Source organism: 'Nostoc azollae' 0708 (assembly GCF_000196515.1).
Lineage (GTDB): Bacteria > Cyanobacteriota > Cyanobacteriia > Cyanobacteriales > Nostocaceae > Trichormus_B > Trichormus_B azollae.
On the sequence record NC_014248.1, the window covers coordinates 3779880 to 3792672 of the forward strand.

At 40.2% G+C, this 12793-nt stretch carries 12 protein-coding genes and 1 pseudogene; 10 read left to right on the plus strand and 3 right to left on the minus strand.

Features of this window, described 5'->3' with window-relative positions; translation table 11 throughout:
* The first annotated feature begins 170 nt into the window (after positions 1-170).
* From AAZO_RS17700 to hetR, 7 genes are all read left to right on the plus strand, one after another.
* Positions 171-413, plus strand: a complete 243-nt coding sequence (locus tag AAZO_RS17700) for a hypothetical protein (RefSeq protein WP_041641359.1) — start codon at positions 171-173, stop codon at positions 411-413.
* Positions 414-483: 70 nt separating this feature from the next.
* Positions 484-612, plus strand: coding sequence for a hypothetical protein (locus tag AAZO_RS41600; protein ID WP_013192279.1), 129 nt, complete (start codon positions 484-486; stop codon positions 610-612).
* A 225-nt stretch (positions 613-837) separates the two neighbouring features.
* Entirely contained in the window at positions 838-1086 is a 249-nt protein-coding gene (locus tag AAZO_RS27180) for a hypothetical protein (RefSeq protein WP_187289512.1), read from the plus strand.
* Between the two features lie 56 nt (positions 1087-1142).
* Positions 1143-2192 carry a zinc-dependent dehydrogenase gene (locus AAZO_RS17710; RefSeq protein ID WP_013192281.1) on the plus strand — a complete coding sequence of 350 codons (1050 nt, stop codon included), beginning with the start codon at positions 1143-1145 and terminating at the stop codon, positions 2190-2192.
* A gap of 94 nt (positions 2193-2286) precedes the next feature.
* Positions 2287-3576 carry an inorganic phosphate transporter gene (locus AAZO_RS17715; RefSeq protein ID WP_013192282.1) on the plus strand — a complete coding sequence of 430 codons (1290 nt, stop codon included), beginning with the start codon at positions 2287-2289 and terminating at the stop codon, positions 3574-3576.
* 466 nt (positions 3577-4042) lie between these two features.
* Positions 4043-6229, plus strand: coding sequence for an EamA family transporter (locus AAZO_RS17720; RefSeq protein WP_013192283.1), 2187 nt, complete (start codon positions 4043-4045; stop codon positions 6227-6229).
* A gap of 410 nt (positions 6230-6639) precedes the next feature.
* On the plus strand, positions 6640-7539 hold the full coding sequence (gene hetR, locus AAZO_RS17725) for a heterocyst differentiation master regulator HetR (RefSeq protein WP_013192285.1): 900 nt from the start codon (positions 6640-6642) through the stop codon (positions 7537-7539).
* 216 nt (positions 7540-7755) lie between these two features.
* On the opposite strand, the gene AAZO_RS17730 is transcribed toward hetR, so the two are convergent.
* Complete coding sequence (locus AAZO_RS17730; protein ID WP_013192287.1) at positions 7756-8334, minus strand: hypothetical protein; 579 nt, start codon at positions 8332-8334, stop codon at positions 7756-7758.
* 423 nt (positions 8335-8757) lie between these two features.
* On the opposite strand from AAZO_RS17730, the gene rpsD reads away from it, so the two are divergent.
* Entirely contained in the window at positions 8758-9366 is a 609-nt protein-coding gene (gene rpsD / locus AAZO_RS17735; RefSeq protein ID WP_013192288.1) for a 30S ribosomal protein S4, read from the plus strand.
* A gap of 96 nt (positions 9367-9462) precedes the next feature.
* Here the strand turns inward: rpsD and AAZO_RS17740 are convergent.
* Positions 9463-10386, minus strand: a pseudogene (locus AAZO_RS17740) (GTP 3',8-cyclase MoaA).
* A 515-nt stretch (positions 10387-10901) separates the two neighbouring features.
* Here AAZO_RS17740 and AAZO_RS17745 point away from each other — a divergent pair.
* Complete coding sequence (locus AAZO_RS17745) at positions 10902-11150, plus strand: CHASE2 domain-containing protein (protein WP_081462820.1); 249 nt, start codon at positions 10902-10904, stop codon at positions 11148-11150.
* A 271-nt stretch (positions 11151-11421) separates the two neighbouring features.
* Positions 11422-12435, plus strand: coding sequence for a hypothetical protein (locus tag AAZO_RS17750; RefSeq protein WP_013192290.1), 1014 nt, complete (start codon positions 11422-11424; stop codon positions 12433-12435).
* A 49-nt stretch (positions 12436-12484) separates the two neighbouring features.
* On the opposite strand, the gene AAZO_RS17755 is transcribed toward AAZO_RS17750, so the two are convergent.
* The gene (locus AAZO_RS17755) at positions 12485-12778 is read right to left on the minus strand and encodes a 4a-hydroxytetrahydrobiopterin dehydratase (RefSeq protein ID WP_013192291.1); all 294 of its coding nucleotides are present in this window, start codon (positions 12776-12778) and stop codon (positions 12485-12487) included.
* Positions 12779-12793: the final 15 nt, after the last annotated feature.

Consider the following 12793-nt stretch of genomic DNA (forward strand, 5'->3'; position numbering starts at 1 on the left):
ACTTATAAAGTCAGATACTTTAATCACCAAAACCAACCAATTCGGATTTTAAAACAACTCCAACTACCGATAGGACCTAAATTAAATATTGAAAATCTTCCTAAATACGTAGACACAAATAAACATAATTTTGTAACGAAATGTAAATTACTTGAAACCCTTGGGATTGCTTGATTCCCCTTTGCTGCATTCGCCATGACATAGTTATAAATTTTTCCGCCCACCTACTTATTCCAGAACAGCAACAAATATTAAATCAATATTGGCAAGAATATCTGCGACTTTTCAGAGTAGAAACCCAAGCATTAGGCAAATTGGGAGAAGAGTATCAACAAATTCCGACGATTTTTGAATATTTTGATGAACAGGATGAATACTTTTATGTGCAGGAATATACTGAAGGTCATTCTTGAAATTAAGAAATTAAACCAGGTCAAAAACTATCAGAATAAAAAACCATACCTTTATTAATTGAGATATTGGATGACAAACGAGCCAGCCGATCATCATGTTGTCGCTGCTGCTATAGTTGCTACAGCACCAGTAATTGTTACTACTAACCTTGATGACTTTCCTGAAGCATCTTTAGCTTCTTATGAGATTGAGACTTGACATCCAGATGATTTTTTAGTCTACTTTGATGAGCAAAATCCAGGAACAAGGATTAAAGTTATTTGGAAACAGTCTAATGAGCTTAAACTTCCAAGGAGTATTCCTGAAACCCTTGACAAGTTAGAAAACGATAATTTAAAAAGAAAGAATAAAGTACCAAAATTTACTCGTAGTATTCACTGCCAATTTTATGCTGATGAAATTGTACAAACTGCCAAAAAGACCTTGGGTAGACTAGGTATGGCAGCAGCAGGAGGGGGTAAATGCTATGAGGGTAAACGGTATCGACTCTGGCAAAAAGGAGAAATTTTAACAATTACTGCTAAAGACAACCGTGGTGATATTCTCAGCCTTGAGAATGGCGTAATTGGTGGATATCTTTCATCAGCAGATGTTGAAGGATTCCAAATATTTGAACAAACCTTAGAGCAACAATTAGAAGAAGCTAAAAGAAAGAAATATCAAACTTCATAACCTAACCTCAACCAAAAAATGTTAAATCTAGTAACGTTGAATGATAAGAAACCAACGTGAAAGCACAAGTATTTAGAGGCGTAAATCAATTATCCTACGAAGAAATCCCAGTTCCGACACTGGAAGCAGATGAAGTCCTGGTACAGGTGCGGGTTGTGGGTTTGTGTCAGTCAGATGTTAAAAAAATTCGTTATCCTTTGTATGAACCACCTCGCATATTTGGACACGAAACGGCTGGAACGATCGCATCTGTAGGTTCTCAAGTACAAGGGTGGATGCTAGGACAACGGGTAGCGGTGATGCACCATATACCATGTATGCGTTGCGCCTATTGCTTAAATGATAATTTCTCGATGTGCGATGTTTATAAACATATCTCCACTACCGCAGGTTTTAATCCTAGTGGTGGTGGTTTTGCTGAGTATGTGAAAGTACCAGGCCATATTGTGCAGAATGGTGGGTTAATTCCTATTCCTGATGATATCAGTTTTGAAGAAGCCAGTTTTGTTGAACCGACTAATTGCTGTTTAAAAGCTCTTGATAAAGCTAAAGTTGGACCAGGACAAACTGTGTTAGTAACTGGGGCTGGTCCAATTGGGTTAATGTTTATAATGTTGGTGAAGTATTTTGGTGGGAGAGCGATCGCAACTGACCTGCTACCTTCTAGAATTGAAAAAGCTGTGCAAGTGGGAGGAGCAGAAGCGGCTTTTGATGCCCGTGATCCTGATTTACCAGGAAAGATTCAAGCTTTAACTAGAGGTATGGGTGTTGATTTCACGTTGTTAGCTGTCCCCAGTGATAAAGCATTTTTTCAAGCATTAGACTGTACCCGCAAAGGTGGAAGAATTCTCTTTTTTGCTGAGTTTCCCGATGAAGTGGAAATTCCCATTAACCCAAATATTCTTTATCATCGAGAAATTGACCTAATGGGTAGTTATAGTTCATCTTACCGTCTGCAAAGTCTATCTGCGGATATAGTTTTTAATCGTCGCATTGATGTTAAAGCCTTGATTAGCGATCACTATCCCCTACAAGATTTATCACAAGCTGTAAACCAAGCGATCACACCCACACCAGAAACGTATAAAATTTTGATTTATCCCTAATTTGGTAATGGGTAATTGGTAATAAGAAAAGGATTTTTAGTGAATACCTTTCATTCTAAAATCCTGTTCATCCTTAAATCCTGGACATCCTGATATGGCTTGCGCCACGCTACGCTATCAGACAATTATGATTATAATCGCTTTCTTAGGCTTATACGTTGCTTTTAACCTGGGTGCAAATGACGTTGCTAACGCCATGGGAACATCTGTAGGTTCTAAAGCCGTCACCTTCAAACAAGCAATCATTATTGCCGGAATCCTAGAATTTACAGGTGCTGTATTATTCGGGCATGGAGTGACAGAAACACTAGGGACGAAAATTGCCCACCCCGACTTATTTATCGCTACACCACAAACCCTCGCTTTAGGGATGGTAACGGTACTGATATCAGCCGGGGTATGGCTGCAAATAGCCACCGCACTAGGTTTACCAGTCTCCTCATCTCATGCAGTAGTCGGTGCGATTGCAGGCTTTACTTGGGTAGCATTAGGCATAGAAGCAATAGATTGGTCATCTATTCGTTTAATAACCATAGGTTGGGTATTAACACCCATTATTAGTGCAATTATCGCTGCTTTTTTTTACGTTTTCATCCAACACTGGATCTTATCTCAACCAGACCCTCGCCTACAATTACAAGAATGGATTCCCTGGTTAAGCACAACTTTACTGAGTATATTTGGTGTAATAGTTCTACCATCCTTAACTAAACCACTGACAAACTTTTTAATTGAGAAAGTCGGTTTCAACATCCCTGCTCACGACATCCCCATTTTCACAGGTGCAGCAGCAGCAATTGGACTTATACTCTATAGCTGGAGAAAACTGAACTCCCCAATCACCAATCACCAATCACCAATCACTAATCCCACAGAGCAATTATTCGGACGCTTCCAACTATTAAGTGCTTGCTTTGTCGCTTTTGCACATGGTTCAAATGATGTCGGCAATGCGATTGCACCCCTAGCTGTCATTTACTACATCAATCAAACACATAGCGTCCCGAACAACGGAATCACGATTCCCTTATGGATTACGATTCTTGGTGGTGTCGGCATAGTCGCAGGTTTGGCAATATGGGGCAAAAAAGTCATAGCCACCATCGCTGAAAACATCATCTCCCTACAACCTAGTAGCGGATTTTGTGCCGAACTAGCCACAGCCACTACCATCTTACTAGCTTCCCGATTAGGTCTACCTGTATCTACCTCTCATGCGCTTGTTGGTGGTGTAGTAGGCATTGGACTGGTGCAAAACCTCAAATCCATCAAATTTCAAACACTCCAAGGAATCGCCACAGCCTGGGTAATTACAGTCCCAATCAGTGCTGTAATCAGCGCCATAATATTCAGTATTATCCGGATCATATTAAATTTAAAATGAAATCTATTGAGGTTCTTACCTAGCAGTTCTCATCATGAGTGCAATACATCCGCCGTTTATAACCTGAGTAATACTACTGAGTAGTTCTAAAAGTTTTGGTGCTTTACCCCTACATTCAATCCGAATTAAACCCAATCACAAACTGGTATATTCTGCAAATACTCCCAAAACTAAAGCCTATTTTTGCAGAATTGTTAGTCATTTATTAGAATATTGTCCAGGAACCAGATAGTATTATCTTCTATTTTTCCCAGAACAATACTTTAATTCCTCAGAGCAACGGAAACTGTCACGCAATTTACACTTCGCACAAATTTTGGTTTTTAACAACCTAGCAATCTGCAAGGCTTTGAAACAGTAAACAGTAAACAGTGAACAGCAAACAGTGAACAGTGAACAGTTATCAGTCTGATAACTGACAACTGGTATCTGAATTTATCGTCAAGGTGTTAGAGGTTAGAAACTAATGGGGCGATTTGAAAAGCGACCAGACAACCCACGAATCAGAGGCGACCTATCTAGAGCAGCTGAAAATGCCCTCTGGGATATAGTTGAAGACCTAGAAAATCTACAAAAAAATCTTCTCAAGTCTTTGCAAGACGATGTAAAGCGTCTAGAAGCTGAAAAAACCCGTTTAGTGAATGATATCCAAAAACTGATAGAGGAAAAAGACAAGTTACAACAGGCTCGACAAATTACCGAACAACAAGTTCTAATTCGTCAGCTGGCGGAAGTTTTAGCAAAGCACATATCCTCCCAATTGCAATCTTCACTGAAGACATTAGCTACCCAATCAATTGAAGTTGAGCCTTCTGAACGTGCCGCGCTCAGATCTGCTAAAATCAACTCTACAGTAGCTAGTGAGATCAGTGAAAATGTCAGCCAAATGCTGGACAATCTCGATGATACTGTCACCATTGCTTTTAGCTCGCTGCAACAAGAACTCAAAAATTATCAGAGTCATCTTTCCCAGCAGCTATCACGAATGCATGACCAACGGCAGCAAGGGGAAGAGATTTTATCAGAATTTGTGAATCGCCTCCGAGGGGAACTAGAGAAGACCAGAGAAACCATTCCTCTCAAGGTGGTAACAGGAGGTGCGCCAACAGTTTTACAACTAACTGAACCTCACAAAAACGGTTTTTTGGAAAAATCACCAGAACGAATTATTGCTGAACCAATTTCCTTGGTAACTCAGGAATCGCCAAAAAATGAAAATTCAGCAATCAACGCTGTGATTACATTTCCACTCCCCCAGGAAAATCAGCCCTCGGAATCAACTTCTGTTATCACTGCTGATTTTTCAGCACAACAATCCACCACAGAATTACCAAATCAACAAAACATATCTGAGTCAACTTCTGTTATCACTGCTGATTTTTCAGCACAACAATCCACCACAGAACCACCAACTCAACAAAACATATCTGAGTTAACTTCTGTTATCACTGCTGATTCTTCAGCACAACAATTAACCACAGAACCACCAACTCAATCCAAAACACCTGAGCCAATTTCTGTTCTTTCTCCTGATTTCTCAGCAAAGCAATCAACTAAATACCAACCCCCACTAACACCCAACGGGGAAACAATACATCGACGACAAAGAACCCGCAATTCTCCAAACTGGTCGCCGATTCAGGGAGGTTTTCTGTTGGTTGCATCCTCAACAGTGATGTCATCGCTTTATAACGTAGCTGTGAAGGCGCTTTTTAATGAAGGTTCTGATTTGCTCGGAAATTTTGAAACCCAGCAATTGATATCACCAACCTTGGGGAATATTTTCTTAATTTTAATGCTCCGGTTATTGGTGGTTGTGCCATTGATGTTACTTTTGGCTCCCATCTTACATCCCCCAGTTTGGCAAGACCTACAAAATTTATTTGATTCAGTGAGTATAAGTACTGCTACCAATAGTGACAAAACAAAACCAGTTTTATTGTTATCAGTTGTAAGTGGTGGCTTTTTATTTTTGTCACAGGTACTGATTTACATTGCTATTGGTAAAGTAACAACAGGAATCGCGATCGCACTGTTCTTTATCTATCCCATGATTACTGGACTCTTATCATGGTTTCTCTTTCGTGAGCGTCCTAATTTATTTAGTTCTGGTGCAATTTCCAGCATCTTTTTTGGTCAATTATTAATCTTGGGTAGTTATTCAACTGGTACGAGTAATACCTCTTTAGGAATTATTTCTGGAATTATGTCCGGAATAGCTTTTGCTATTTACGTAATTTTTACTAGGTTATGCGCTCCGAAACTGCATCCAGTTTCATTTGCTTTAATTAACTTTGCCACAATGTTGCTATTAAGCTTCATCTGTTTATTAGTACCATTACCAAGCGATTGGAGTTTAGCTATTAGATCATCCAATTTACTGGAAGTGATTTTAAGTGCTTTTATGTTGGGTGTTCTCACTCTTTGTGGATATTTATTTAACAACTTTGGAATTCGCAAATTAGGTGGGCCACGCTCGGCTATAATTGGTGCTGTTGTTCCAATTTTAACAGTGATTTTTGCTGGATTAATGATTCAGGAAAAACTGGATCTCATTCAAATCTTGGGAGTTTTATTAGTAACTGGTGGTGCTGTTGCTCTCAGCTTTGAGAAAGTGCAAACTCAATCGCAATCTTCTAGCTTCAAGAATTAAATGATGCAGAAACATGAAACTACATATTTTGAGAGAACATTGACTTTTGAATTCAAGTAACTTTCATATTTCTAAATCAAGATAAATTAGGTGCTAAACTAGGATTAGCTTTTATGAGTGAACAGCATTGCATTGCAGCCAAAAGTTCAGTTGGCAAAAAAAGCAAATTAGCTGCATTAATTAGATTTAATTTGATGTAGCGCAATGCCATAATTTAGTGGTGAGCTAAGTCACCTTTGCTGTTAGAATTAGCGATCTACACCCTAATATCATCAAAACCATAGCCAAACTATGGTGAAAGCATGACAAACCTTCATTTCAGGTGAAGACAAAAATTGTAATTGGGTGTATGATGAGTAGTTTAATTTGAATATCACTCTTGTAAACGTGCCATTCATCTGTCTGTGAATATGAGTAACGACATAGATCTGATCAAACGTCTGGGTCCGAGTGCGATGGATCAGATCATGCTTTATCTAGCTTTCAGTGCCATGCGTACAAGTGGACACAGGCATGGAGCATTTTTGGATGCAGCCGCAACAGCAGCTAAGTGTGCAATTTATATGACCTATCTGGAGCAGGGACAAAACCTGCGAATGACAGGACATTTGCACCACCTTGAGCCAAAGCGAGTAAAAATCATTGTTGAAGAAGTAAGACAAGCTCTGACTGAAGGTAAATTGCTAAAAATGCTGGGTTCCCAAGAACCGCGCTATTTGATTCAACTGCCATATCTATGGATGGAAAAATATCCTTGGCATCCAGGAAGATCCCGTGTTCCTGGTACAAGCTTGACAAGCGAAGAGAAAAAGCAAATTGAGCGCAAGTTGCCCAAAAACTTACCAGATGCTCAGTTAGTTACTTCCTTTGAGTTTTTGGAGTTGATTGAGTTTCTCCACAAGCGATCACAAGAGGAGTTACCACCTCACCACCAAATGCCCCTGAGTGAAGCCTTAGCAGAACATATCAAGCGCCGTTTACTCTACTCAGGTACAGTCACACGCATTGATTCACCTTGGGGAATGCCCTTCTATGCACTGACTCGTCCTTTTTACGCCCCAGCAGACGACCAAGAGCGTACTTACACAATGGTGGAAGATACTGCTCGCTATTTCCGCATGATGAAAGATTGGGCGGAAAGAAAAGCCAATTCTATGCGTGCTGTGGAAGAATTGGATATCCCCATTGAACAAATGCAGCAGGCTATGGAAGAATTAGATGAAATCATCCGTGCTTGGGCAGATAAATATCACCAAGATGGAGGTATGCCTATGGTCTTACAAATGGTGTTTGCTAATCAAGACCAGTAATCTGACACAAATGTGATATGTGTAGAAAGCAAAGTTCTCACATTATCTTAGTAGTCAGTGAAAGCAAATTCGAGAGGGTTAAAGCTGGAACCTTATTTTATTTGCTCCTCAAACTTGCCTTAACCCCATCATCTTTGGTTGGACAGACTAGTCGGGTGGAAAGTTTCCCAACCCTAGAATTATGCGACTCACTGCTAACTTTAAAGCGTTACCAATTTACTTAATGCTAGGAGCTGATGGCATGGGAACAGTCTCAAAACGAGGCATAGAAACCGGTGGTGTTGTCATTCCAGTTCCAATGCCACTAGACCGATCACTGGTATCTATACAAGTATCCAAAGCCTGAATTGAAGTCATCTCAATTTCTTGACCCAAGCCAACTACACACTGAGCAAAAGTCATCGGTAATAAACTACGTCCACAGTAGGTTAAGGTAGCTTGATTAATTTCCTCCTTAGTGCTTTTGCTAATACCCACTATACAGGTAGCTAAATCTTCCGGACGGCGGGCTTGACCACAGGAATAAAGGGCATCTTTAGGGTTAATCTGTGTCTGCTTTTTAATTTGAGCCACGCAGGTAGACAACTCTCTGGGTCGCATTGCTGTGGCACAACCTTGAGATGCTGCTTGTGTTGCGACTCCTACACTCAATAATTGCGCTGCACAGGCACGGTAATCATTTCTATAAGAGTCTATAACAGCGTGGCTCGGCAGAATATTTGTTAACAATCCAGCTATAGCTACAACTGGAACTGTGAAAATTCTGCTGCTAATTTGTTTTAGCCTTTTTATCATTGCTATTCTCCGTTATTCTCCAAACACCCAAGGCTATGCTAACTTAGAATTTTCTCACCCTGTTCTAAAATTCAGGAATTTTTTGCTTCTCAAATTGATAACTAAACCTAAATCATCAATAATGTCCTTAATGATCAGATTGTGCTGATTTTTCTCTCCTTGTGTATAATCTAAGCACGCATCAAAAATGCGGAATTTACAGCAAAATTCAGGAGTCAGGAGTAAAATACGCTTGATACTTGATAGTGGGGCTTGGCGTAAGCCATTTTTTGATGGAAACTGCGGACTTTATTTACCTGCAATCTGCTGTATATCTATCTGTTCACAGATAATTTTATTGATAATCCTCTAGCTAATTGGAGCAAGGAATGTAATAATTAAAAATTTGGGTAAAGTTTAAACAGGATTAAATTAAGGAAACTCATGTCCCGATATAGAGGGCCTCGCCTCAGAATTGTCCGCCGCTTGGGCGAATTACCAGGCCTAACTCGAAAAAGTGCTAGACGCGCCTATGCACCAGGACAACATGGTCAGAACCGTAAAAAACGTTCTGAGTATGCTATCCGTCTAGAAGAAAAGCAAAAACTCCGCTTGAACTACGGGTTAACAGAAAAACAAATGCTGCGCTACGTTCGTAAAGCTAGGCGTGTAACTGGCTCTACTGGACAGGTTTTGCTGCAATTGCTCGAAATGCGCTTAGACAATACAGTTTTTCGCATGGGTATGGCCCCCACCATTCCCGGAGCACGTCAACTAGTAAATCATGGTCACGTCACTGTTAATGGTCGTGTAGTGAATATTGCCAGCTATCAGTGCCGTCCTGGTGAAGAAATTGCTGTGAGGGATAATGAAGCATCCAAGAAATTGGTGGAATCTAACTTGCAATATCCCGGTTTAGCTAACCTCCCCAATCACTTAGAATTTGATAAAAATAAATTAACTGGCAAAGTTAATAGTGTGATTGAAAGAGAATGGGTAGCACTACAAGTTAATGAACTGCTTGTGGTGGAATACTACTCACGTCAAGCGTAATAGTCAGTGGTCAGTAGTCAGTAGTCAGTGATCAGTTATCAGTGATGAATTGTTATTCTTTTCTGTTCGCTGTTCCCTGTTCCTAATGACTAATGACTAACCCCCAATTTGCGACATGGTACGGGTGTAATAGCCGACTGTACCTGAGTCGCGTTGTTTAAAGTTAATTTCAGATTTGAAGTTTAATAGTTGTCGAACTTGTTGTTGCAATTGAACGGTGCTAATACCAGCAAGCAAAGAGGTTTTTAAATCGATTTGACCAGTTTCATTTAATAAGCAGGGACCTAACCAGCCATCAGCACGTAGACCTAATCGATTACAACGATCACAAAAACATTATAATATCTGGCTGATAAAACCTAGTATTCTCTTCCCTCCTGGAATTTGAAACACACCAGCAGGTCCATTACCAAAGATTTGGGCGATCGCTAAATAATTGACCATTACCAATAGGCATAAACTCAATAAACCGGACGTGCCAATTTTTGTCAATCGTCAGCGCGGCTAAATCTAAAATTTCATGGTCATTAACACCAGGAATTAATTACAAATACATTTAACTTTAACGGATCAAAACCCACATTATAGGTAGCTTGAGTCCCTTCCCAAACTTGTTGCCAACGTCCACGCCCATGATTACCCATAATTTGCTCAAAGGTATCTGGGTCAAGAGAATCTAAACTAATATTAATCCTTCTTAAACCTGCATCATAGAGATTCTTCGCTATGGGTGCTAATCAAAATCTATTAGTAGTCATTGCTAAATCCTGAGTTTGGGGAAAATTGGCAATTTCCTTCACCAACTCCACCACACCAGGACGTAACAGAGGTTCACTACCAGTCAAACGAAACTCGGTAAAACCGACAGGAATAAATACCTCTTGAATCAGAGTGAGAAGTTCCCCACCAGTTAACAACTGTTGTTTGAGGATATAGTTTAATTCTGCACCCTCTGGCATACAGTACAGACAACGGAAATTACAACGATAAACTAATGCGGAGATAGTCTACGTGGTTCATTTTTGTTTAGCTGAAGTCTAATTTCTAGATTATCGGAAACAATTAGAAAGTGCCTGGTATCGCGTAAGTTAGAAACGAGGATCAAATAGCAGCATCGGAATCAAAAGACATTAGCTATTATTAGGTGTATCTGTAGTTACGTTGTTAACAATCCGTCAAGTATTAGCACAGAATAAATTGCAGGTAAGAGTTAACCGCTACTTAGAAGTTCGCAAACTTTCCAGGTCTGTCACCTATAAAAATAAACAAAGATCGATTTATTTGGCGTTTGCGCCCCAGTTGGATGTGAATGTTGATAGTGGCTGTTATTGTCCTGCTGGGAATCTTTTAAGCACTGGAATGGATCATACCTATTTCGCCTGCGCGGAGAAGCTAACTAGGATGAGCGTGTGGTAATAGTGGTAATAGATGATAAAAGTTTAAATGAGTTTGGACAGTTTCCGTGGACAAGGCAAAAGTACATTAAAGCCCACAAGATACCACAATATTCCTTTGTGGATGTAGTATAGCAACAAATACCTACTCAGACTTTCCAAAACAAAATAGTGTTGGTGGGAGTTACAGCTCCTGGTATTGACGGGTTGATAACTCCCTTTGACTGTGCTCCCCCTAAAGGGGATATGTCTGTACACACTACGATGACCAGTAATGTTTTACAGAGTAATTTCTTCCATCCCTTTCCTCCAGGGGGATGGGTAATGTTATTTTTACTGGGAAGACCGGGTTTATATTGGGCGATCGCTGTTGTGCTTCTAGACAATTAGTTTAATTTTTTAACTCTAGGATTCTATTCTATTTTTGAAAAAATTCCGTTCCGTACACTAGAAGTTTTATTCTTGGTTATTCCCTATTGCCTATTCTCTGCCCTAACGAGTAATTCTGGCTTACGGCACGCAAGCCATCATAAATCAAACCGGATTGCTATATAATATTTAGCTGTTTGTTGTTGCCTATTCTGTGTAAGTACGCAGTATTTGTGACAATCAACCGATCGCACACACCAACCAGCTATCCATCGTGCAAGATACCGACTCTATGAATGACCTTGCTGCTGCACTGCAACAGCCAGTAGACTTAGACTTTGAACTCCCAGATCCAGAAGATGAACAGATTGCTGAGTCTGACTTTTTACAGCAGTTAGATGTAGCTTGGCAAGTATGTGATCGCTTTGATTTGCAAACAGAAATTTGGCGAGGTCGCATTTTACGGGCTATCCGCGATAGAGAAAAAAAAGGTGGTGATAGCAGAGGTACTGGTTTCCTCAAATGGTTGAAGGAACGGGAAATTAGTAAAACTCAAGCTTATTCCTGGATTCAATTGGCTAACAGTGCTGATACTCTCCTAGAAGAAGGCAAACTTGATCCAGGCAGTGTTAATAATTTTAGTAAACGGGCATTTGTAGAAACCGCCAAAGCCCCCCCAGAAGTACAACAGATGGTGAGTGAAGCCGCCCAAAAAGGCGATCGCATCACCCGCAGAGAAGTCCGTCAACTCAGCGACGAATGGACAGCCATGTCTTCAGAATTCTTACCTGAACCAGTTAAGGAAAAAGCCGCAGATAATAGCCTTCCTGCTCGCTATATTGCCCCTCTGGTCAAGGAAATGGAAAAACTGCCAGAATCACACCGAAGGGTATTACAAAGGGATATAGCGGCTAATCCTGATATTGATACTCTCAAACAAGCCACCACAGAAGCCCGTCAATTAGCAAAATATCTCAAATCTGCTGCCCAAGTTCAGGCACTGACAGAAGAAAATGTGGATATTGAAACCGCATTAGAAGAAGCCCAAAGAATAGGCTGTTTGAGTATTGCGGCGGATTTAGTAAATCAAGCATCTCAAATGGAACAAAGTATAGCCAAGTTATACATGACTTGGAAAAAAATCAGTAACTTGGCTGATAGATTATACGTTGATACTGGTGCAAGTACCCCCAATTTGCGAGCGCTCCTCAGTTGCGTAGAACCGCTGGGAGGAGAAGTCATGGAACTGCAACTGAGTGGTCCAAGAGAACAAACGATTAGGTTACAAATTCAGGAAACAAGTTAGGTGATTAGGGACTGGAAAATGGAGGAGATTAATTAATTCCTATTCCCAATTACGAACTATAGATTTCTTCCATTTTCTTCGCTAGTTCAATATCTAAATTGCTGATAGCATTACCGTTGTCGTGGGTAACAAGATTCACCCAGACCGTGCTGTAAACATTAAACCATTCCGGGTGATGTTCCATTATTTCCGCGTGAACGCCGACAGTTACCATCCAACCCAAGGCTGTAGCAAAGGAATTAAATTTGTATTCTTTGTATAACTTGCCTTCTTTAATTTGCCATCCTGGTAAACTATTGAGGGCTTGTTGTAGTTCGGTTTCGCTGAGTTTGTATCCTGCCATTTTCTTAATTTATAC

Bases quoted from the DNA above. Each gene is read 5' to 3' on its own strand.
- AAZO_RS41600 (WP_013192279.1), top strand. From the start codon at position 484: ATGACAAACGAGCCAGCCGATCATCATGTTGTCGCTGCTGCTATAGTT.
- AAZO_RS17715 (WP_013192282.1), top strand. From the start codon at position 2,287: ATGGCTTGCGCCACGCTACGCTATCAGACAATTATGATTATAATCGCT.
- AAZO_RS17720 (WP_013192283.1), top strand. From the start codon at position 4,043: ATGGGGCGATTTGAAAAGCGACCAGACAACCCACGAATCAGAGGCGAC.
- hetR (WP_013192285.1), top strand. From the start codon at position 6,640: ATGAGTAACGACATAGATCTGATCAAACGTCTGGGTCCGAGTGCGATG.
- AAZO_RS17730 (WP_013192287.1), bottom strand. From the start codon at position 8,334: ATGATAAAAAGGCTAAAACAAATTAGCAGCAGAATTTTCACAGTTCCA.
- rpsD (WP_013192288.1), top strand. From the start codon at position 8,758: ATGTCCCGATATAGAGGGCCTCGCCTCAGAATTGTCCGCCGCTTGGGC.
- AAZO_RS17750 (WP_013192290.1), top strand. From the start codon at position 11,422: ATGAATGACCTTGCTGCTGCACTGCAACAGCCAGTAGACTTAGACTTT.
- AAZO_RS17755 (WP_013192291.1), bottom strand. From the start codon at position 12,778: ATGGCAGGATACAAACTCAGCGAAACCGAACTACAACAAGCCCTCAAT.